General features: G+C 62.0%; 18 protein-coding genes and 1 tRNA gene. 8 read left to right on the top strand and 11 right to left on the bottom strand.

What is annotated here, in order from left to right:
* Positions 1-18 precede the first annotated feature (18 nt).
* The 4 genes from D5125_05945 to rnhB all read left to right on the top strand — a co-directional run bounded on the left by D5125_05945 (position 19) and on the right by rnhB (position 3654).
* Positions 19-1038 (top strand): IS630 family transposase, encoded by a 1020-nt coding sequence (locus tag D5125_05945; protein QFY89053.1) that lies wholly within the window; start codon positions 19-21, stop codon positions 1036-1038.
* Positions 1039-1070: 32 nt separating this feature from the next.
* The gene (locus tag D5125_05940) at positions 1071-1592 is read left to right on the top strand and encodes a hypothetical protein (GenBank protein QPB72216.1); all 522 of its coding nucleotides are present in this window, start codon (positions 1071-1073) and stop codon (positions 1590-1592) included.
* Positions 1593-1913: 321 nt separating this feature from the next.
* A complete protein-coding gene (gene lpxB, locus D5125_05930; GenBank protein ID QFY89051.1) occupies positions 1914-3062 on the top strand; it encodes a lipid-A-disaccharide synthase in 1149 nt (382 codons plus the stop codon).
* A complete protein-coding gene (rnhB, locus tag D5125_05925; protein ID QFY89050.1) occupies positions 3052-3654 on the top strand; it encodes a ribonuclease HII in 603 nt (200 codons plus the stop codon). The genes lpxB and rnhB overlap by 11 nt, the downstream gene beginning before the upstream one ends.
* Here rnhB and D5125_05920 read toward each other — a convergent pair.
* The 8 genes from D5125_05920 to glgB form a co-directional block, all read right to left on the bottom strand.
* A complete protein-coding gene (locus tag D5125_05920) occupies positions 3614-3952 on the bottom strand; it encodes a type II toxin-antitoxin system RelE/ParE family toxin (protein ID QFY91070.1) in 339 nt (112 codons plus the stop codon). The two genes, rnhB and D5125_05920, sit on opposite strands and share 41 nt — an antisense overlap.
* A complete protein-coding gene (locus D5125_05915; protein ID QFY89049.1) occupies positions 3942-4184 on the bottom strand; it encodes a ribbon-helix-helix protein, CopG family in 243 nt (80 codons plus the stop codon). Before D5125_05915 ends, D5125_05920 begins: the two co-directional genes overlap by 11 nt.
* Positions 4185-4544: 360 nt before the next feature.
* Positions 4545-4621, bottom strand: a tRNA-Pro gene (locus D5125_05910).
* A 12-nt stretch (positions 4622-4633) separates the two neighbouring features.
* Entirely contained in the window at positions 4634-5602 is a 969-nt protein-coding gene (gene ispB, locus D5125_05905) for an octaprenyl diphosphate synthase (protein QFY89048.1), read from the bottom strand.
* A gap of 181 nt (positions 5603-5783) precedes the next feature.
* Positions 5784-6929, bottom strand: coding sequence for a response regulator (locus D5125_05900; GenBank protein QFY89047.1), 1146 nt, complete (start codon positions 6927-6929; stop codon positions 5784-5786).
* Positions 6930-6976: 47 nt separating this feature from the next.
* Entirely contained in the window at positions 6977-7816 is an 840-nt protein-coding gene (locus tag D5125_05895; protein ID QFY89046.1) for a response regulator, read from the bottom strand.
* A 249-nt stretch (positions 7817-8065) separates the two neighbouring features.
* Positions 8066-8395, bottom strand: a complete 330-nt coding sequence (locus tag D5125_05890; protein QFY89045.1) for a hypothetical protein — start codon at positions 8393-8395, stop codon at positions 8066-8068.
* 65 nt (positions 8396-8460) lie between these two features.
* Positions 8461-10644, bottom strand: a complete 2184-nt coding sequence (gene glgB, locus D5125_05885) for a 1,4-alpha-glucan branching protein GlgB (GenBank protein ID QFY89044.1) — start codon at positions 10642-10644, stop codon at positions 8461-8463.
* Positions 10645-10885: 241 nt separating this feature from the next.
* Here glgB and ribF point away from each other — a divergent pair, with 241 nt between their 5' ends.
* The 3 genes from ribF to D5125_05870 all read left to right on the top strand — a co-directional run bounded on the left by ribF (position 10886) and on the right by D5125_05870 (position 13658).
* Positions 10886-11851 (top strand): bifunctional riboflavin kinase/FAD synthetase, encoded by a 966-nt coding sequence (ribF, locus tag D5125_05880; GenBank protein ID QFY89043.1) that lies wholly within the window; start codon positions 10886-10888, stop codon positions 11849-11851.
* A gap of 156 nt (positions 11852-12007) precedes the next feature.
* Entirely contained in the window at positions 12008-12799 is a 792-nt protein-coding gene (locus tag D5125_05875) for a DUF3782 domain-containing protein (GenBank protein ID QFY91069.1), read from the top strand.
* A 22-nt stretch (positions 12800-12821) separates the two neighbouring features.
* Positions 12822-13658 carry a glycosyltransferase gene (locus D5125_05870; protein ID QFY89042.1) on the top strand — a complete coding sequence of 279 codons (837 nt, stop codon included), beginning with the start codon at positions 12822-12824 and terminating at the stop codon, positions 13656-13658.
* A gap of 190 nt (positions 13659-13848) precedes the next feature.
* Here the strand turns inward: D5125_05870 and D5125_05865 are convergent, their stop codons facing one another.
* The 3 genes from D5125_05865 to D5125_05855 all read right to left on the bottom strand — a co-directional run bounded on the left by D5125_05865 (position 13849) and on the right by D5125_05855 (position 20004).
* Positions 13849-16155, bottom strand: a complete 2307-nt coding sequence (locus D5125_05865; protein QFY89041.2) for a TonB-dependent receptor — start codon at positions 16153-16155, stop codon at positions 13849-13851.
* A 241-nt stretch (positions 16156-16396) separates the two neighbouring features.
* Positions 16397-17848, bottom strand: coding sequence for a 4Fe-4S binding protein (locus tag D5125_05860; protein ID QFY89040.1), 1452 nt, complete (start codon positions 17846-17848; stop codon positions 16397-16399).
* A 227-nt stretch (positions 17849-18075) separates the two neighbouring features.
* Positions 18076-20004: a TonB-dependent receptor gene (locus D5125_05855; GenBank protein QFY89039.1), complete on the bottom strand. Its 1929-nt coding sequence runs from the start codon at positions 20002-20004 to the stop codon at positions 18076-18078.
* A 297-nt stretch (positions 20005-20301) separates the two neighbouring features.
* Here D5125_05855 and D5125_05850 point away from each other — a divergent pair, with 297 nt between their 5' ends.
* On the top strand, positions 20302-20952 hold the full coding sequence (locus D5125_05850; protein QFY91068.1) for a sulfite exporter TauE/SafE family protein: 651 nt from the start codon (positions 20302-20304) through the stop codon (positions 20950-20952).
* The last annotated feature ends 2 nt before the right edge of the window (positions 20953-20954 follow it).

The raw sequence follows: 20954 nt of genomic DNA, 5'->3' as shown, positions 1-20954 counted from the left end.
CAGTATATAATTGGCTGCATGAGCACACAGATCGAAATACGTGAACAGCGCCGTAGGGAGGTGGTCGAGGCCATCGTGTTGAGGCAAGAGCCTGTGCATTTAGTGCAGCGAATTTACAATGTGCCGGAACGCTCCGTGTTTAACTGGCTGTCTCTGTATCGCAGTGGTGGCTGGGATGCGTTACGTGAGGGAGCGCGCAGTGGCCGTCCGCGCAAACTGTCAACGGAAGACATGCGCTGGGTCTATTACGCGGTAACCCTGGGAAACCCGCAGCAGTACCAGTTCGATTTCTGCCTGTGGACACTCAATGCCTTACGGACGCTGATCGAAAAGGAACGCAAGGTCAAACTGAGCAAGAGCGCCGTCAGTCGTCTGCTGAGGCATTTGGGCCTCAGCCCGCAGCGCCCCATCTACAAGTCCTACCAGCAAGACCCGCGCAAGATCGACCGCTACCTCAAGGAAACCTTTCCCGAGGCCGTGGCACAGGCGCAGCGCCTTGGCGCGGCCATCTTCTTCGTGGATGAGGCTGCAGTGCGCAGTGATGCCCATCGCGGCCTGACCTGGGGCAAGATCGGCCAAACGCCCGTGGTGAAGAACAGCGGTGGCCGCTTTGGTCTGAAGGTGATCAGCGCGGTCTCGCCTCGCGGCGACATGCGTTTCAGCTTTATCGAAGACAAAATGAACTCGACGAAATTTATCGCCTTCCTGAAAAAGCTGCACCGTGATGCCGGCCAGCCGATCTTGGTCATTACCGACAATGCCCGCTATCACCACAGCAAGGAAACGCAGCGATTCATCGCTGAACAGGAGGGCAAGATACTGCTGGCTTTCCTGCCCGCATATTCCCCGGAGCTCAATCCCGATGAGCAGGTGTGGAACCATGCCAAGCGACGCTTGAGCCAACTTTCAATATTCAACCTGCGCGATATGAAGCGGCACCTGACGTCCATACTGCGCTCTATCCAGAAGCAGGGCTCGCTCATTCGCAGTTTCTTCAGAATGGACAGCACCCGGTATATATTGGAAGCCTTGGGATAAACTGCCAATACTTTTGCAACGATTAATATGAAGTGAAGGTCAGCAAGGGCTTCACCGAGCTGAAGCAGAGCGCCTATACCTCTTCCGTGCAAGAACCGCCCGCCGATTACCGGGTTGCTCCAGCGGACAAGAGCAATATGGCGAGATACCTGTTCGGTAATTTCCAGCGTTGTCTCTATCCCGTGCAAAAATTCGACTCCGACACGGAACGCAAGCTGGCGGTGATACTTGAACGCGACGCCATTCGTTGGTTCAAGCCGGCAAAAGGACAATTTCAGATCTACTACAAGTCAGGCGCGGACCATCCGGAATACCAACCGGACTTCGTGGCCGAGACGGCCGACATGATCTACATGTTGGAACCAAAAATGCGCAAGGAACTGGATGATCCGATTGTAATTGCCAAAAAGGAAGTGGCGATCAAATGGTGTGTCAATGCATCGGACCATGCGAGCACCTATGGCGGTAAGCCATGGCGCTACCTGCTGATTCCACATGATGAGATTGCTGAGAATAGAACTCTCACTGGTTTAGCCGCGCGGTTTGGTGGATGAGAGTGTCATAGCATGGAAAAGGTAACGGTTTTATTTTTGCTAGTGGTGCATAACAAAAGGGTATTCGCAATGGAAATGATCCAGGTCAGATCAAGTGCTATGTGCGCTGTCGGTTACGAGCAGTCAACGCAACGAATGCGAATTACATTTGAGCAAGGGTTTCAATCCCGGGGGAGATATCCGGGTATCCCGCTGGCCAGTATGCCGATAGGGATCGCTTTGCTGCATCCGGGTCACGGGTTCACAACGCTTGTAATGCTTTGCGTTCTTTGCGCTTGCTTTGCGATCCGATCCTTGGTTCTGGCGTTGCTAGGCTAAGCCATGCTCCGCATCGCCATCATGGCCTATGAGGTATCGGCGGATCGCCTGGGCGAGGGCCTGCTGCTGGAACTCAGGCAGCGGCTGGGCGCGGTAGAGTTCGAAGGCGTGGTTGGAGCGCGCCTGCAAGACGCCGGTTGCCGCAGTCTGCTGCCGCCCGAGGAGCTGGCGCTGATGGGCCTGTTCGAGGTGCTGCGCCACCTGCCCCGCCTGCTGCGCGCCCGCCGCCAGCTGGCCCGTCACTTTCTCGCCAGCCGTCCTGACCTGTTCATCGGCATTGACGCCCCCGACTTCAACCTGGCCCTGGAGCGCCAACTGCGCGCCGCCGGTATCCCCACGGTGCACTACGTCAGCCCCAGCTTCTGGGCCTGGCGTCAGGGCCGGGTGCGTATATTGACCCAGGCCTGTGACCTGGTGCTGTCCATCTTTCCCTTCGAGCTTGAATTTCTCCAAAAACACGGCGTCAACGCCCGCTACGTCGGCCACCCGCTGGCGCAACAGATCCCCTTGCAGATCGACCGCGCCGGTGCCCGCGCCCGGCTCGGTCTGACCGAGGATGACGAGGTGCTGGCCCTGCTGCCCGGCAGCCGCGGCGCCGAGATCAAGCGCCTGACCGGGCCCTTCATCCAGGCCGTGCGGCTGCTCTTGCGCCAGCGTCCCGGCCTGCGCCTGATCCTGCCCCTGGCCGGGGCCAGCCAGGGCCAGCAGGTGCGCGCCCAGCTGGCGGCGCTGGCCGATCCGCCGCCGATCCAGCTGCTGGATGACTCTCACCTGGCCATGGCCGCCGCCGATCTGCTGCTCACCGCCTCGGGCACCGCCACCATCGAGGGTCTGATGCACAAGCGCCCCATGGTGGTGGCCTATCGCATGAATGGCCTCAGCTTTGCCCTGGTGCGCCGCCTGCTGCGGGTGCCTTGGGTGGCCATGGCCAATCTGCTGGCCCAGGCCGAGCTGGCCCCCGAGTTCATCCAGGAACGCTGCCAGCCCCAGGCCCTGGCCGATGCCCTGCTGGCCCTGCTGGAAGACCCCGAGCGGCGCCAGCAAATCGCTCAGCGCTATGCCGAAATCCACGCCGAGCTGCGCCTGGACAGCGCCCGGCTGGCGGCCGATGCGGTGTTGGAACTGCTCAGGAGCCGCGGTCATGCGCTCTGAACGGCTGATCCTCATCGCCGGGGTGGACGAGGCCGGACGCGGGCCGCTGATCGGCGCCGTGGTCAGCGCGGCGGTGATCCTCGACCCCGCCCGGCCCATCCTCGGTCTGAACGACTCCAAAAAACTCAGCGAAAAACGCCGCGAACAGCTGGAGCCGGAGATCAAGGCCAAGGCCCTGGCCTGGGCCCTGGGCCGGGCCGAGGCGGCGGAGATCGATGCCCTGAACATACTTCAGGCCAGCCTGCTGGCCATGCGCCGGGCCATAGAGGCCTTATCCATCCAGCCGACCGAGGCACTCATCGATGGCAATCGCATCCCCGCCGGACTGCGGATGCCCGCCCGCGCCCTGATCGGTGGCGATGCCCTGGAGCCTGCCATCAGCGCCGCCTCCATCCTGGCCAAGACCGCCCGCGACCGCGAGATGCAGGCGCTGGATAGCCGCTACCCCGGCTACGGCCTGGCCAAACACAAGGGCTACCCTACCAAGGCCCACCTGCAGGCCCTGAGCCAACTAGGCCCAACCCCAGAGCACCGCAAAAGCTTCGGCCCAATCAAGCGGCTCCGCCAAGCCGACCTGTTTGCACCAAGCTGAAGACCGGCCACCAGTGTTCGGGCGGCTTCCGGGAGCAATGAAACACCCGCAGTATCTCGATCCGATTATACTCGTGCCTTACCCGATACGGAATGATATAGCGGGTATCTGGCACCACCAACTCCCGGGTGCCCGTAATTCGACCGGGTCGACCCATAGCAGGATTTTCCTGTAGCTTGCTCACCGCTGAGCGAACACGCTGCACGATCAAGCGAGCTGCAGCCGGGTTGTCTTGGCGGATGTACTCTGCTTCATGCTCCAGATTCAGTAGCGCAGTTCGGAGCCACTTAACCTGCATCAACATCCCATTTGCTGAAGAATTGCTTCACTGTCTCGTCAGGGACAAAATCCTCGGCATCGGCCTCATTGATAGCCTTCTGGATCTCGCCCACTTGCCATTCGTTGAGCTCAACATATTCGCGAATGGCTTCTGCGGCCAGAAAGGATTTAGAGCGATTTGTCGCCCCAGACAAGGATTCCAAACGGTCTTTCAGCTCGGAATCAAGGGGAACCGTCATCGTGCTGGACATACGACATCCTGAAATGCATGTTGATGTGTGCACCTTAGCACAGCGTTGCCATGGCTGCCGCTGTCTGATCAAGGATGCTGATCAGGGGCCCGATGGTACCTACAGCACCCCGGGGGCTGGCGCTGGGCGGAGGCGCGGCTGGTGGTTGACGGTGGTGGAGATCGTTCTAGCTAGCCATTGTGGGCAATGACTAACAGCAACTGCAGGTGTTGATGTGCTGCATCCAGAGAAGTAGGACGACTGGCCAAGGACTTACCCCAAAGGAGATAGATTGAGGGCAATTTGATGGGGGGGATTTCCGTATTTCTACCTGCAGGCCGATCTGGCCCTGCATGTAGTTTCCTAGGCGCTTGATTTAATTGGTCGGAGTGAAAGGATTCGAACCTTCGACCCCTGCCTCCCGAAGGCAGTGCTCTACCAAGCTGAGCTACACTCCGAATTGGGTGGATTCAGTAAGTACGACTTACTGCATAGTCGGCCAGTGAGGCCAGGGCTTTGCGCTCGGGGCTTGGAGGCAGTGGGGTTAGGGCCTGCTTGGCCTGTTCTGCCTCCGCTTGCGCAAGCCGGGCAGTGTACTGGATTGCATCGGTGGATTCAATGACGGCCATGATCTCGTCGATCTGTTCCAGGCCGCCGTTTTCGATGGCGCTGCGGATCAGCCGGGCCTGCTCGGCGCTGCCTTGGGCCATGGCGCGGATCAGGGGCAGGGTGGGTTTGCCTTCGGCCAGGTCATCGCCGAGGTTTTTGCCCAGGTCTTCGGCCTTGGCGCTGTAGTCCAGGGCATCGTCCACCAACTGGAAGGCGATACCCAGGTGCAGGCCGTAGTCGGCCAGGGCCTGTTCGCCGGCCTGGTCCAGCCCGGCGATGACGCCACCTAAGCGGCTGCCGGCCTCGAACAGGACGGCGGTCTTGCGCAGTATGACCTCGCGGTATTCCTGCTCGCTGGTGTCCGGATTGTTGCAGTTGAGCAGTTGCAGGACCTCGCCTTCGGCGATGCGATTGGTGGCGGTGGAGAGAATTTGCATGACGCGCATGTTGTCGATGGCGACCATCATTTCGAAGCTGCGCGAGTAGAGGAAGTCGCCGGTAAGCACGCTGGCGGCGTTGCCCCAGACGGCGTTGGCGGTGTCGCGGTTGCGGCGCTTGTCGGAGTTATCGACCACGTCGTCATGCAGCAGGGTGGCGGTGTGGATGAATTCGATGATGGCGGCCAGGTCGATATGTTGGTTACCCTGATAACCGGCGGCGCGGGCGGCGAGCAGGACGATGAGCGGGCGCAGGCGCTTGCCGCCGCTGTGGACTATGTGGCCGCCGATCTGGTTGATCAGCACCACGTCGGAGTGCAGGCGCTGGAGGATCAGCTGGTTGACCGCCTGCATGTCGGCGGCGGTCAGGTCTCGGATGGCATCAAGTTCCACTCTGGGCTCGGTCTGGTTGCTGGTTGAAAGCGGGCCATGCTAAAGCGGGGGCGCGGGAAAATCCAGCGCCTTGGTCAGGGGCGTTGGCTTGGGGACGGGCGTTGGGATCGATTGGCTGTCCCCGGTTGTCCTTGGGGACGATACCTGGCGGCCTTTCTTCATCCAGGGAGGTTCTGAGCCCTTAGAAGAACATCATGTCGCCGGTTTCTTCTTCGTCTGCGGAGGCGTTCATCATCTCTTGCAGCTCGGGCGGCGGCTTGCGCAGTTCTTCGATCAGTTGGCGCACGGTTTCGTTGTTATGGTTGAGGCTGTCCAGCTCGCCGTCGATCTGCTCCCGGGTCTGTTCCACCATGTGGGCCAGGCGCTCTTCCTCTTCCTCGTCGAGGGCATCTACCAGGCCCAGGGAGATGATGGTGTCCTGAATCTCGGTGACCATGGTGGCAAACTGCTCGGCTACTCGTTTGCGCATCAGCTCGTTGGATTCCTGGATCTGCGCCACCTGGTGCATCAGCTGGGTCTCGGTGCAGATCTTTTTGATCCCGGCCTCCAGGGCGTCCATCAGCAGGGCAAGGATGTCGATCAAATCACCCACCCGGCGTACCAGCAGGGTGGCGGTGCTCCAGCGGTAGATGGCGCGATGCTGGCCGAACTGGTGGATGCGGCCCATGGTGGAGGACATGTCGAGGATTTCCTGCTCCAGGTTGCTGATGTTGCCCGTCACCGAGCGCGTGTCCAGGTAGTCCTGGGTGCTGATCTGCAGGATGCAGTCGAGTTCGATCTCCCGCGCCGTCTTGAAGAAGTGCCAGTACAGGCTGTCGAAGTCATGGCAGAACAGGGTGGCCTGGATGAAACGGGAGACGCTCTGCACGTTGCCGGCGGAGGTCTGCACCTGTAGCAGCAGCTGGGTGGATTCCTCCACGCTGCGCCAGGCGGCCTGATGGCGCTCGACGATGCCGCCGTGCAGTTCGATCTTGCTCAGTAGTTCGCGGTTATCGAAGGGTTTGGCGATGTAGTCATTGCCGCCAACGCCATAGGCCAGCAGGCGGTCCTGCAGGGAGTTGTAGCTGGACAGAAAGATCACTTGGGCGTTGTGGGCGCTGTCCATGCCGCGCAGGGTACGGCAGGTCTCGTAGCCGTCGATGCCGGGCAGGTTGATGTCCATGATGACCAGCTCGGGGGCAAACCCCTCTGCCGCCTCGATTGCCTGCTCGCCGGACTCCACCGGCTTGAGCTGGTGTTCCTTGAGCACCTGTTGCAGTGCCATCTGGGTCATGGGGTCATCCTCGCAGATGAGGATGCGCTTCGGGCCGATGGTCGTCTCTGTCATCTTTGGGATCCCTGTTGTCCGGGGTTTTCGTGTATCTGGGTTGGGTGCTAGGCCGATGGCGGCGAACAGGTCCGGTCAATCCAGGCCAGTACCCGGTGGTATTCGGCCAGCAGCTCTTGCACACTTTGGGCCAGTTTTTCGGGTTCACCCTGAGCGGCCTGTTGCTCCAGGCGCTGGCAGTGATCCCCCAGGGCGAAGGCCCCCAGGGTGCGTACCGATGAGCCCAACTTGTGCGCCAGGCGTTGAATCTGCGCCGCATCGCCCTGCTCCAGGGCCTGGCTCAGTGATTGGGTTAGATCCTGGCTGAAGGGGATAAATTCACGGTAGAAACCCTGCAGAATGTCGGCCTCGCTGGTGCCAAGCACGCGGATCAGGCCCTGGGTGTCCACTGCCTCGGGTTCTGTTGCCTGCTGCGATGTCGAAGGCTGGGCCTTGAATCCATCCTGGTTCTGCTCCGCCGTGGCCGAGCCCGAGTCCTGCGGCAGCCAGCGATACAGTGCCTGCCGTAGTTGCCCCAGTTCGATGGGTTTGCTCAGGTAGTCATCCATGCCGGCCTGCTGGCATTGCTGGCTGGCCTCTTCGGTGACGTCGGCGGTCAGGGCGATGATCGGGATATGCGCTCCAGCGGGCTCTTCGGCGCGAATTCTGCGGGCCAGGTCGTAGCCGTTCATGCCCGGCATCTGGCAGTCGGTCAGGAGCAGGAAGTGGGGCCTTTGGCGCCACAGGGCCAGGGCCTCTTCGCCCCCGGCGGCGCAGTTGACCGTAAAGCCCAGTCGCTGGAGCTGTTTGCTGGCCAGCTTGCGGTTGATCGGGTTGTCGTCCACCAGCAGGACGGTCAGCCCCTGGGCTTGCGCCAAATCCTGTGGGGTGTGGTTGTCTTTGTCCATGGGGGTCTGTCTGTAAAACGGGGTTGTGGTGTCGCTTACCTAAATTGGGCACGGATCGGGCGCAGATCGGGCAGCGGCTCCGGTAACCGGGTTTTCCTGGCGGTATTCATGCCCAGGGCGTGGATGCCTGCTATCTGCCAGGCGAGGCATCTTCCCTGTTTATGATGACACGGGCATGACCGTTGCCTGATGAAATCCGATAGAGCCGAAAGCCTACCAGAACGCCAGGAGTACTGCTCCTGTCGTGGCTCAGAACAACCAACTGGCCGGTGCCGGGTAGGCCTGATTGCGGTTGAGGTATTTGTAACCCACCACGCAGCGGACGATGAACCAGATCAGGGTGAACAGCAGGATGACATAGCCGATCAGCAGTATCACCGTCAGGCCGCCGATGATGGAATACAGCAGGCCGATCCAGAAGGTGCGAATCTGGAATCGGTAGTGGCTGTCCAGCCAGCTGCTGCCGTCGCCCTTGTTGATGTAGGCAATGACCAGGCCGACCAGGCCGGTGATACCAAACACCAGGCTGACCAGATAGAGGATATAGACCAGTTTGGCGGTGAAGCTATCGTCGTTCATCCGAATTCTACTCCTATTGAATGCCTATAAAACCGCAGATGGATTGGCCCTTTGGCCGCTGCTGATCAGCCGAGTTCAGGCCGCAAAACTATGCCCGCCAGTGGCGGCAGGGTCAGTTCAATCGAATAGGGCCGGTTCATCCAGGGCCTTTCCTCCGCCTGCAGCGGGTTCGGGCCGTTGCCGGTGTTGCTGCCGCCGTAGTACTCCGAGTCCGAGTTGAAGATCTCCCGATAGGCACCATTCTGGGGCAGGCCGATGCGGTAGCCCTCGCGTACCTCGGGGGTGAGGTTCAGCGCCACCACCAGGCTCTCACCCTGGGCACCCTTGCGCAGGAAGATGAGGATGGAATGGGCGGCGTCGCTGCAGTCGATCCACTCGAAACCCTGCCAGTCGAACTCGTAATGATAGAGCGCCGGGCTGTGGTGATAGAGCCCGTTGAGGTCCTTGACCAGGGTCTGCATACCCTGGTGCAGGGGGTAGTCGAGCACATACCAGTCGAGCACCTCGGCGCTGTTCCATTCGCGGCCCTGGCCGAATTCGGTGCCCATGAACAGCAGTTTCTTGCCCGGATGGGTGAACAGGTAGGTGTAGAGCAGGCGCAGATTGGCATGGCGCTGCCACTCGTCGCCGGGCATCTTGCCCAGCATGGAGCCCTTGCCGTGCACCACCTCGTCGTGGGAGAAAGGCAGCAGGAAGTTCTCGGTGAAGGCATAGAGCATGCTGAAGGTGAGCATGTCCTGATGGTACTGGCGGAAGATAGGGGCGTAGCTGAAGTAGCTGAGGCTGTCGTTCATCCAGCCCATGTTCCACTTCAGGTCAAAGCCCAGGCCGCCGACGTAGGTGGGGCGGCTGACCTGGGGCCAGGAGGTGGACTCCTCGGCCATGGTCAGTACGCCGGGCACCTGGCCGTGCACCACCTCGTTCATATCGCGGATGAAGGTGATGGCCTCCAGGTTCTCGCGGCCGCCGAACTGATTGGGCAGCCACTCGCCCTCCTTGCGCGAGTAGTCCAGGTAGAGCATGGAGGCCACGGCATCCACGCGCAGGCCGTCGATGTGCATTTCCTCCAGCCAGAACAGGGCGGAGGAGAGCAGGAAGTTCTTCACCTCATAGCGGCCAAAGTTATAGATCAGGGTGGACCAGTCCTTGTGCTCGCCCAGGCGCGGGTCTTCATGTTCGTACAGCGGCGTGCCATCGAAGCGGGCCAGGCCGTGGGCGTCCTTGGGGAAGTGGGCCGGCACCCAGTCCATGATCACGCCAATGCCGTTGCGGTGACAGTGATCGACAAAGTAGCGGAAATCGTCCGGCGTGCCAAACCGGCTGGTGGGCGCGTAGTAACCGGTGGCCTGATAGCCCCAGGACAGGTCGTAGGGATGCTCGGTGATGGGCAGCAGCTCGATGTGGCTGAAGCCCAGCTGCTGCACATAGTCCACCAGACGATGGGCCAGCTCGCGGTAGTTGAGCATCTCGCCCTCGGGGCCGCGCTGCCAGGAGCCCGGGTGGACCTCGTAGATGGACATGGGCCGGTGCTGCCAGTCGTGGTCGGCGCGCTGCTTGAGCCATTCGGCATCGCCCCACTGGTACTGGCTGGGTGCCTCGATGATGGAGGCGGTCAGGGGGCGCAGCTCATGGCGGCGGCCATAGGGGTCGGCCTTGGAGAATACCGCGTTCCATTTGTCGTTGCGGATCTCGAACTTGTACAACTGACCGGCATGTAGGTTGGGGATGAACAGCTCCCAGACCCCGCCGGTGCGCATGCGCATGGGGTGGGCGCGGCCATCCCAGCGGTTGAAGTCGCCCACCACGCTGACCCGGGCGGCGTTGGGTGCCCAGACGGCAAACAGCACCCCGGCCACCTCGTCCACCTGATGCAGATGGGCACCGAGGAATCTATAGGCATGCCAGTGACGGCCCTCGCCGAACAGGTGCAGGTCCACGTCCCCCAACTGGGGCGGGAAGCAATAGGGGTCGTGATGGACCTGTTCGTGGTGTTCATCGTCATGCCAGACCAGACGGTAACGGTAGGGTACCTGCTCGGCCGGGCCGCGCCACTCGAAGAAATCGGTGCCGGGGATGCGCTCAAGCGAAAGCCCGCCCTCGGCGATCTGTACCCGCTCGGCATGGGGCAGGAACACCCGCACCAGCACCTGACCGTCTTGTTCGTGGCGGCCGAGGACCTCGAAGGGATCCTGATGGCGGGCGTCGATGATGCGTTGCAGGTCTGGGTTAATCGGGGATTTTTTGGCCATGACAGGGCAGGTCTCGTGGTTTTGATTGACGGTATTGGTCTATTGTCCGCCGAAATCCGGGCAGATGAAACGCCAAGGGCGGTTTTTTTCCAATCCATCTTGTCGTACCCGGCTGATACGCGGTTGTAACCGGACCATGGCGATCCGCGCAGGACAGAGGTCGGAGGGTTAAGGGCGATTTGACCCTTTGTTGATACAATTGCCCATTAATCCTGCCACAGACCTGACCCATGCCGAGCCTATGCAACTGATTCGTGGATTGCACAACCTGAAACCGGAGCATCGCGGCTGTGTTGCCACCATCGGCAATTTCGATGGGGTGCACCTGGGCCATCAGGCGGTATTCGCCGAACTGCTGGCCGAGGGGCGTCGGCTGGGCCTGCCCGCCTGCGTTATCAGCTTTGAGCCACAGCCCCTGGAGTTCTTTGCCCCGCAGCGGGCACCGGCGCGACTGACCCGGCTGCGGGAAAAGCTACAGGTTATCGCCGCCAGTGGTATCGAGCGGGTCTTGCTGCTGGAGTTCAATCCACACCTGGCGGCCATGACGGCGGAGGATTTTGTGCAGCGTATTCTGCTGGATGGTCTGGGGGTGCGCCACCTCTATGTGGGCGATGATTTCCGCTTCGGCCAGGGGCGCGGTGGCGACAAGGCCCTGCTGGAGCGCATGGGCCGACGGCTGGGCTTTGCGGTGGACAATCTCTGCACCCGCAGTCTGGGCGGCGCGCGCATCAGCAGTACGCGCATCCGCGCCGCCCTGGAGCAGGGCGACCTGGCCCTGGCCGCCGCCTGCCTGGGGCGGCCCTATCGAGTCTGCGGCCGGGTCATCCACGGTGCCAAACGGGGCCGTACCATCGGCTTTCCCACCGCCAATCTGGATCTTAAGCGCCGGGTCTGCCCCCTGCGGGGGGTGTTTGCCGTGCGCCTGGGGGGCCTCTACCCCAACCAGGCCCTGCCGGGCGTGGCCAATATCGGCAACCGGCCCACGGTCAGCGGCCCACCGCGTTACCTGCTGGAGGTGCATCTGTTCGATTTTACAGAGCAGATCTACGGCCGCCAGGTGGAGGTGGAGTTTGTGCAACGCCTGCGCGAGGAGCGGCGCTTTGACTCCTTCGAACAATTGCGTCGTCAGATCGAGCTGGACGGATTCAGGGCCAGGCAGGTGTTGGGGGCTGGCGTGTCCCCTGATCAAGACAAAAATGGCCTATAATCACAGAGGTCTCCTGCGCCTGTGCAAGGGGTCATTTGCATAAGTTGATTCTGGAGAGGGCCCGCCTTGCTGAGCGAACAGGTACGCGATGAGCTACTGCAGGAGCTTCCGCAGTGGATTGAACAGGACCCCGCCTTCCGCGCGGCCCTGGCGCGTATGCTGCGTGGTGAGTTTGCCGACCAGCGCACAACCGAGTCACGCTTTGATCGGGTCATGGACGAGTTGCAGCGCAGCCGTGAGGAATCCGAGCGTAAGTGGGAACAACATAGAGCCGAATTGCAGATCTACCGCGAGGAGTGTGAACGCAGATCGGCGGAGCATCAGGCCGGTCTGCAAAAATTGCGCGAGGAGTCCGAGGCTAGATCAGCGCAGCACAGCGCCGAGCTGAAGGCCTACCGCAAGGAGTGTGAACGCAGATCGGCGGAGCATCGGGCCGAGCTGCAGAAATTCCGTGAGGAGTCCGAGCGCAAGTGGGAGGAACGGGATAAGGCGTACCGACAGGAGTTTGATCGGGTGCATGAGGAGATCATGAACCTGGCGCGTAAACAGGAGCGCTCCATTGGTGCCCTGGGGGCGCGTTGGGGCATTTCCTCCGAGCGCACCTTCCGCAATGCCCTGGCTGCGGTACTGACAGAGAACTTTGCCGTAGAGGTATTCAACGTCAATGAGTTTGATGACAGCGGCGAGGTATTTGGACGGCCCGATCAGGTAGAGCTGGACGTGGTCATCAGCAACGGCACGCTGCTGCTGTTTGAGCTGAAGTCCTCCGCCAGCAAGGCGGATATCCATTTCTTTGAGCGTAAATGCCGTTTTTATGAAAGACGCCACCAGCGCAAGGCCGACCGGCTGATCTTTGTCTCGCCCATGGTGGAAGAAAAGGCCCTGAAGCTGGCCCAACGCTTGGGTGTTGAGGTCTTTACCGATACCCTGGACATCAAATCCCTCTAGCCCCCAACCCGGGTCCCAAACCATGCGCCTCTCCCTCATCATCCCCGCCCGCAATGAGGCCAAATCCCTGGCCGACCTGCTGCCACGCATCTTCGCCCTGAACCTGGCCGACGAGGTATTGGTGGTCAACGATGGCTCCAGCGACGACACCGCCCAGGTGGCCAAGGCCGCCGGTGCGCGGGTCATTCACAACCCCTATCGCATGGGCAATGGTGCCGCCATCAAGAACGGTGCCCGGCATGCCCAGGGGGATATACTGCTGTTCATGGATGCCGATGGCCAACACGACCCGGCGGACATCCCGCGCCTTCTGGCCCGCCTGGACGAGGGCTTCGAGATGGTCATAGGGGCGCGCAGCTTCGCCTCCCAGGCCAGCCTGGGGCGGGGCCTGGCCAACGGCATCTACAACGGCCTGGCCAGCTACATGACAGGTCAGCGGGTCGAAGACCTGACCTCGGGCTTTCGCGTTGTCCGGGCCGAGAAATTCCGCCAGTTCCTCTATCTGTTGCCGAACGGCTTCTCCTACCCCACCACCATCACCATGGCCTTCTTCCGGGCGGGCTATGCCCTCAGCTACCTGCCCATAGTGGCGGGTAAGCGCGAGGGCAAAAGCCACATCCAGCCACTGAAGGACGGGGTGCGTTTTCTGCTCATCATCTTCCGCGTCGGCACCCTGTACTCGCCCCTGAAGCTCTTCGCCCCGGTAAGCCTGGGTTTCTTTCTGCTCGCCCTGGGCTATTTCCTCGCTACCTGGCGCTTTACCAACATGAGCGCATTGCTCTTTACCACCTCCATGCTGGTATTTCTCATCGGTCTGGTATCGGAGCAGATCACGGCGCTGATGTACAAGGATGATTAGCTGGCAAGGGGCAAGGCCGGATTACACGGGGTGAAGGGAAGCTACAGGAAGCGGAAAACACAAAGAGGCGTGGAGATGGCGGGGCTTGAAAGAGGCTGGCTCAAAAAATGGCGGGAAGACCAGCCCTGTGGTAACTGCTCAGACCCTCAGGCCCCTCGCCCCCTTGGTGGGGGCGAGGGCCGCTGATCCGTTAGAAATCCACCTGTACCCCGGCATAGACCGAGCGGCCCATGCCCGGCACCGGGGTGCCCCAGGGCACGGCGGTACCGGCCATGGTCTGGCCCTCACCCATGTAGGCGCCGCCCAGGGGGTGGTCGTAGTTGCGGTCGAACAGGTTCTCCACGCCGAAGTCGAAGCGCGCCTGCTTGTACTGGTAGCTGCCGCGCAGGTTGACCAGGGCGTAGCCATCGGTCTGCATCTCGTTGCGGGTGGCGGAGACATCGTCCTTGCTGTCCACCAGCACCAGCTCCAGACTGCTGTTCCAGTTGCCCAGCTCCTGATTCAGGCTCAGCTTGGCATTCAGCGGCATGATGTTGTAGAGGTTGTCGCCGGTGGTGTCGTTCTCGCCATCAACCACATTGAGCAGGCCGTTGAGGGTGATGGTACCCAGGGCAGTGCCCTCGGCCAGGGTGGCGTGGCCGGAGATATCCAAACCCTTGAGGATGGCCGACTGGTTGACGAACTCCAGATAGACGTACTTGTCGCTGCCGCTCATATTGGCTGCGGTACAGGCATTGTTCGGCGCAGCGCCGCCTCTGTCGCAACGGGCCGCATCGATGTAGTCGTCCACGTAGGTGTAGTAGGGGGTGATGCTCAGGCCCCAGCGGGTCTGATCCGGGTCATGCAGATTGAAGGTGGCGCTGAGGCTGTGGGCCACCTCGGGCTCCAGATTCAGATTGCCCACATAGCCGTTGGCATCGCCGGCCCAGTTGATCATGCGCATGGACATGCCATGGGTGGACCAGGCATAGCGTTCGTACAGGTTGGGCGAGCGGGTCTTGCGCGAGTAACCGAACTCAATGCTGCGCGTATCGTCCGGGGTGAAGCGGGCCATGGCGGTGAGGTCGATGTTGTCGTCTTCCCGGGCGCGGTCGGCGGCGTTGAACAGGCTGGCATCCACGCCTTCATAGGTCGGGCTGTAACCCTGCACCGGACCGGTGTCCATATTCACCCGCTCATAGCGCAGGCCTAACTGGGTCAGCCACTGCGGGCTCCAGCTGGCCTCCCACTCGCCAAACAGGGCGCGGCGGTCACGCTCGCCGTTGTTGAAGTTGATGTAGGTGTTGGGCGCCATGCCCTTGCCGGAGGCATTCCACCATTCGTCCAGGGTGTAGTTCTGCGCCTCGGCGCCGATCCGCAGCAGGTCACGCTCGTTGAGGTTGACGTCGGCCTTGAGGGAGAAGCCCAGGTTGTCGGCCTCGGTGTCCATGGGCATACCGGCGGCGCAGCCGTTGGTACCCGGCGCGCCGGGGATGGTCGGGCAGGGCACGCCCTGGGGGTAGTAGGGCACGGCGGCAGGGCTGTTGGAGCCGTACCAGTACAGCTTGTCACGATCGAACTGCATCCAGTGGCGGGTATGCTCCTTGTAGGCCTTGGCCTCCAGCTTGCCCCAGTTATAGTCGCCGTTGTAGCTGAGGATGAACTGCTCGCTCTCGTTGCCGGTCATGTCCATGCGCTGGTTGGGCCAGCCCTGGTAGGGGATGTCCTGCACGCCGACCTTGAGCTGGAACAGGTGGTTGTCGTTGCGCACCCCCAGGGTGATGGCCTGATTGGTGGCCTTGTAGCGGCTGGAGCCGACCTCATCGGCATCCAGGATGGGGTCGCCCACATCATTGGCGTAGGTCACTCCAGCGGGCTTGAAGTTGCCGCCGGCGGTGTAGTTTTCTGATTCAACGGTAGCGCCCTGATAGTTCAGGCTGAAGCGGTCGCTGGCCAGGGTGGCGGAGAGATTACCGCTGAGCACGTCGCCGTTGCTGCGGTAGGAGACCCCGGCGCTGCCCTTGCGCAGAATGCCACCGGCCTCGGCAAACTCGGGCGCGGCGGATTCGACGATGATGGTGCCGCCGATGCTATCACCGCCGGAGCTGACCGGGGCCAGGTTGGAGAACACAGTGACCTTGCCGACATTGCTCGGGTCGATGTAGGACAGGGGCGAGTTCATGTGGTTGCCGCAGGCGGAGATGATATCCATGCCATTGATCTTGGTGCGCAAACGGTCATCCCCCAGGCCGTGGATCACCGGCAGGCTGGACACGCCGCCGGAACCGTACAGGCTCATGCCGGGGACATCGCGCAGCAGGCTGGCGCTGTCGTTGGTGGCGGACATCAGCGGCCGCAGGTCCTCAGTATCCAGCTGGCGCACAGCGGCGGGCGGGGTTTCGGTCTTGCTGGCGGTGACGAGGATCTCATCGGCCAGGGGTTCGGCCTGAGCGGTGAAGGAAATTCCGCTAAGCAGGGCAAGGGATAGACTGCGTTGCAAGTGCATGGTTTTCTCCATCAAGGTTGCCCGCTGGGATCAGGGGGCGATTGTTCTAGTGGCGCACTATCGACAAAAGCCCCGACGGAGACAAGCCTTGGTGGCTGATTCTTGCACCGAAAGGGCGAAATCTCGCTGTATTTGCGGCATATGCCGCAGCCGGTTGCGGTCGCGTGGGGAAATGCCTTTTCCTGATTGCCCACAAACCACAGCCAATCGGCCAGGCCGGACAGGGGCGACCTCCCACCCCATGCCCTTGGGCTCAATGGCGAGGCGCGGGGCCGTAGGTCATGAAGGCCCAGGCCTTGAACAGGTAGATGGCGATGAACAGCAGCAGGGGCAGGCAGGCCCAGAACCAGACCCGCAGGCGCAGGCCCAGATCGGCATGGGGGGTCAGCAGGCGGCTGCGTTTCCACAGGGTGGTCAGAGACCAGATCATGCCCAGGTAGGCCAGCAGGCTCAGGGAGAACAGCCAGGGGTCGCCACGGCTGGCCAGGGGCTCCAGCGCCAGGTTGCCGCCGAGCAGGCCGGAAAAGGCATTGGCCAGGGCGTGGGCATCATTGGTGAAAAAGCGCGTCAGGGTGTGCGGCATAAGGCCAAGGATGACCGCCGGGGCCAGGCCATAGACCAGGCCCTGACGGGCCGTCAGATAATCCGTGCCGGCCAGTCGGGCGGCGCGGCGGTAGCCGATCCCGGCGGCGATCAGGGTCATGATCAGCGCCAGGCCAAGGCCCAGAACGCGGCCAAAATCAAACACCTTGGGGGACACCCCGAGGGCCGTATTGAGCCAGGCACCGGCCAGATTCCAGGGCAGGCTGTCGCGCAGCCCGCTGTGCTGCAGGCCGTGCAGCATCTGCACCGCCACCCCGGCAACGGCAAGCACCACCAGCAGCACCCAGTAATCGGAGGAGCCGCCGATGCGTTTGATCGGCTGGAACAGGCTCAGCCCCGGTGGTTGCAGCTGTACGCGCACGCTGTCGCAGGCCTGTACGCAGTCCATGCACAGGGTACACTGCTCCATGTTGTTGTTTTTCTCGAACAGAAAGGGGGATAGCTTGTAGCGGCAGGCCTTGGCGCATTCAAAGCCGCGACAGCTGGCGCAGTCGGCTTTCCGGGTGCTGATCCGGGTCGCGCCCAGCTTGCCATATACCGCCAAAAGCCGGCCCAGGGGGCAGAGTTCCTTGCAATAGGCCATGCCGTAAAACAGGTAGAAACTGGCCAGGGCGAACAGGCTGAAGCCCAGGAAATACCAGGCCGTCACCTGGGTCGAGCGCTCCAGCTGACCGGGCATGCTGTAGTGGATGAACCAGTAGCCGAACACCAGGATGGACAGGCCGATCATGCCGCCGCGCAGGGCCTTGGGGAAGCGCCGCTTCAGCCCCACAGGGGAGAGCCAGCGGCCGATGAAGCCGTGCGGACAGATAGCGCAGAACAGGTTGCCGAAGCTGGGGGTGACCATCACCGTCAGCAGGGGCCAGAACAGCCCCCAGAACAGCAGCAGGCTCAGCCCGGTCTTGCTGTCCGGCTGGGTCAGGCCGTGGCCTATGCCCAGTAGCAGCAGGCCCAGTACCAGCAGACGCAGGCCGGTCAGGGGCCAGGGTTTGCGCAGCGTCCAGGCCAGGGCTGGCGTGGCGGTGATATCCCAGCGCCAGGCCCTGCCCGGGCGGTTATCGTCAGTCTCGGGCGGATTTACGGTCACTTGTTGTTCGTTCATCCTAATATTCCTCAGTTAAGCCACAGAGACACAGACGACTCCAGGGCCACCGCCCCACGCCTACCGCCCTTTAGGGCTAGGTGTGGGTCAAGCTGATCCAGTCATCGGTTTGGCATGACCTACCTCCTCAGTCCCTGGAGTCGTCTGTGGCTCTGCGGCTAAATTCCCTTTTAGGTTAAAACGCTGCGATCTCCGCGCCCCTTGGCGTACTCTGCGTCCTGCTCAGGTCAAAGCGAGCCCTTGACGCCGACAAAGAAATACCGGGCACCTGGGTCGTCCGGGGTGCCACGGAAGGCGATATTCTCCGGCATCTCCTGGTCGAACAGGTTATCCACCCCGCCAAACAGGTTGATCGAGGGGGAGAGTTCATAGTCCAGATGCAGGCTGGCGGTGGTGAAGTTGCTGGCATAGGGGCTGGCGAAGGGCACGGGGTCGGTGGCCCAGAAGTCGCGCATGTGCCTTAGCCTGAGGTCCAGGCTGGTGCGGCCGATCTGTTTGCTCAGTCCCACATGCATCTGCCAGCGCGGCCGGTCGGTCAGGCGCTCCTGGCTGAGGGCGTCACGCGCATCCAGGTATTCCAGACCGAAGCGCAGGCGGGTGTCATCGGCCGGTTCCAGGTCGAGCAAAAACTCCGCGCCGCTGATCTCGGCCTGATCCACATTCTGATAGACCATCTCCGCCAGGCCGCCCACCAGATTGCCGGTCGCCTGTGAGCTGATCAGGTCGGTCAGGCTGGAATCATGGACGATGAACTCCACCTGGCCCAGATCAAAGCCGTAGGTCAGGGCCAGTTCCGTGGTCTTGGACTCCTCGGGTTGCAGGTTCTCGTTGCCGCGAATCAGATAACGCCCGCGCACCATGTCCTGCATGTAGAGATTGAGCAGGGTGGGGGCCTTGAAGCCGGTGCCGTGACTGACCCTAAGGCCCCAGTCTCCTGGCCGCCAGGCCAGGGTGGCGCGGGGGTTGAAGGTGTCGCCAAAATCACTGTAGTCATCGTAGCGGCCGCCCAGGGTCAGCTCCACCTGCTCCGATATCGCCCATTGATCCTGGATAAATACATGACTCACATCCCGATCAGCCTGTTTTGATAGCAGGCTGATCTCCACGTCGTCAGACCGGTAGCCTGCGCCAAGATTGATCAGATGGGCCTCCGAGGCCTCCCAGGCGTAGGCGATCTCTGTCTGGAATTCGTCGAACTCCGTGGTTTCGTCGGTCACCGTGCCGCGATTGACGGTGGCGCTGCTGCTGCCGTAGCCCAGGTTCAGGCTGAGGGTGCCCTGTCCTAACCGGTTGGAGTAGGTGGCCCCGGCGAAATGCCGGGTCTCCTGCTCGATCTGGTCGTAGGGGGTGCCAAATCGGTCCAGCCCGGTGCCCTCGTCATCCTGATCCAGGTACTCCAGGCTGATGCCCAGCTTGGCATCCGCGCCCAGATTGAAGCGGCCATCGTAATTGAGAAACAGCCGCTGCTCCTGACGCAGATCGGTGGCCAGGCTGTCCTTGTCAAGCCGGAAGGGGTCGCGGTATTTGGCCTCCAGCCCCACGCGGTGGCTGCTGGACGCGCCCGCCCAGCCGCTGGACAGATGCAGCAGAGCGGTCTCGCGCTGGCCGTCATCGGTGGCCCCCAGGGTCAGCTTGGCGCGGGTGGACGGGCTGCCCTCGGCCTGTCGGGTGACTATGTTGATGACTCCGCCAAGGGCCTCAGAGCCATACAGGGCCGACATGGGGCCACGCACGATCTCGATGCGCTCGACGTTCTCCAGGGAGACGTTGTTGACGTTGCTGCCGGCGTATTTCTCCGTGCGGCGCATGCCGTCAACCAGGATCAGGGTGTGGCCGGCGTCGAAACCGCGCAGGCTGATGGTGGAGGTGCTGCCGCCGTCGCGCACCAGCACGCCATCGGCGGATTGCAGGACATCGGAAATGCTGCGCCCCGAGAACTTCTCGATGCGCTCCCGTGAAATGACCTGCACCGAGGCGTTGACGTCCTCCACCGGTTGTTCGATACGGGTCGCCGAGACGATGACCTCGTCATAGTCCTCGAACCCCTGGGCCTGGGCCAGGGGCAGCAGGGCAAGCAGGGCGGATGCCAAAGGGGTCTTGATCGGGCCGGTCCAGGCCAGTGGGGCGGGCAGGGGGGATGGGGGTTGCAGGTGCATGGCTCTCTCCACGGGGATTTTGAATTTATTATGACGGGGCACTTTCGACCAATTACCCCTGGGGTTCAAAGGTCCTGGCTCGGATTTCTTGAACATTTGCCCGGTTTCTGTTGAGATTGCGCCATATCCCCCAGTTGGGTTGGCCAGAAAACGGGAAAGCACGCTTTCATCTTGTCCCTGATCGAGGCTTCGCGGCATTCTTGCCCGCTGGAAACGATCAGGAGTGAATGCAACGTGGAGACCCTGTTACCGGTCGCCTTCACCGTGGGCCTGCTCAGCGGCCTGCATTGCGTGGGCATGTGCGGCGGCATCATGGGTGCCCTGACCTTTGGCCTGCCGCCGCAGGTACGGCAAAACTCACGCCGTCTGCTGTTGTTTCTGCTGGCCTACAACCTGGGCCGGTTGATCAGCTACGGCCTGGCCGGGGCCCTGTTCGGGGTGTTTGGCGCGGGTCTGTTCGACCTGCTCGAACCCTGGCTGGGACAGGGCTGGCCGCAGCGTCTGGCGGCGCTGGTGATGGTCATCATCGGCCTCTATCTGGCCGGTCTGCTGCCGCAGTTGATTGGCCTGGAACGGCTGGGCCTGCCCCTGTGGCGCTACCTCAGCCCGATCGCCGGGCGGCTGATGCCGGTACAGCGGCTGCCGGTGGCCCTGCTCTATGGCCTGATCTGGGGCTGGCTGCCCTGTGGTCTGGTGTATGCCATGCTGGTCATAGCCGCCGGTCAGGGGTCGCCCCTCAATGGCGGGATACTGATGCTGATGTTTGGCCTGGGCACCCTGCCGGCGGTCATGCTCACCGGGGTGTTGGCGGGCAAGCTGCAAGACTGGGCCAGGCGCGCACGCTTGCGGCTGTTGGCCGGGCTCAGCCTGACGGCCTTTGGTTTACTGGTTTTGATCTATCCGGCGCTGATTGACTGGAAACAGGCAACGCCGGGCTTGCTGGAGTGAAA

The organism is gamma proteobacterium SS-5, from assembly GCA_009497875.2.
GTDB lineage: Bacteria > Pseudomonadota > Gammaproteobacteria > Chromatiales > Chromatiaceae > Magnetovirga > Magnetovirga frankeli.
Note: the sequence above shows the minus strand (reverse complement) of the source record. Positions and strands in the feature narration are given on the sequence as shown.

Coding starts and splice junctions, on each gene's coding strand:
- D5125_05945 (QFY89053.1), top strand. CDS start 19: ATGAGCACACAGATCGAAATACGTGAACAGCGCCGTAGGGAGGTGGTC.
- rnhB (QFY89050.1), top strand. CDS start 3,052: ATGCGCTCTGAACGGCTGATCCTCATCGCCGGGGTGGACGAGGCCGGA.
- D5125_05855 (QFY89039.1), bottom strand. CDS start 20,004: ATGCACCTGCAACCCCCATCCCCCCTGCCCGCCCCACTGGCCTGGACC.
- D5125_05850 (QFY91068.1), top strand. CDS start 20,302: ATGTGCGGCGGCATCATGGGTGCCCTGACCTTTGGCCTGCCGCCGCAG.
- D5125_05890 (QFY89045.1), bottom strand. CDS start 8,395: ATGAACGACGATAGCTTCACCGCCAAACTGGTCTATATCCTCTATCTG.
- D5125_05875 (QFY91069.1), top strand. CDS start 12,008: ATGCTGCGTGGTGAGTTTGCCGACCAGCGCACAACCGAGTCACGCTTT.
- D5125_05865 (QFY89041.2), bottom strand. CDS start 16,155: ATGGAGAAAACCATGCACTTGCAACGCAGTCTATCCCTTGCCCTGCTT.
- ribF (QFY89043.1), top strand. CDS start 10,886: ATGCAACTGATTCGTGGATTGCACAACCTGAAACCGGAGCATCGCGGC.
- glgB (QFY89044.1), bottom strand. CDS start 10,644: ATGGCCAAAAAATCCCCGATTAACCCAGACCTGCAACGCATCATCGAC.
- lpxB (QFY89051.1), top strand. CDS start 1,914: ATGCTCCGCATCGCCATCATGGCCTATGAGGTATCGGCGGATCGCCTG.
- D5125_05915 (QFY89049.1), bottom strand. CDS start 4,184: ATGTCCAGCACGATGACGGTTCCCCTTGATTCCGAGCTGAAAGACCGT.
- D5125_05920 (QFY91070.1), bottom strand. CDS start 3,952: ATGCAGGTTAAGTGGCTCCGAACTGCGCTACTGAATCTGGAGCATGAA.
- D5125_05895 (QFY89046.1), bottom strand. CDS start 7,816: ATGGACAAAGACAACCACACCCCACAGGATTTGGCGCAAGCCCAGGGG.
- D5125_05900 (QFY89047.1), bottom strand. CDS start 6,929: ATGACAGAGACGACCATCGGCCCGAAGCGCATCCTCATCTGCGAGGAT.
- D5125_05870 (QFY89042.1), top strand. CDS start 12,822: ATGCGCCTCTCCCTCATCATCCCCGCCCGCAATGAGGCCAAATCCCTG.
- D5125_05860 (QFY89040.1), bottom strand. CDS start 17,848: ATGAACGAACAACAAGTGACCGTAAATCCGCCCGAGACTGACGATAAC.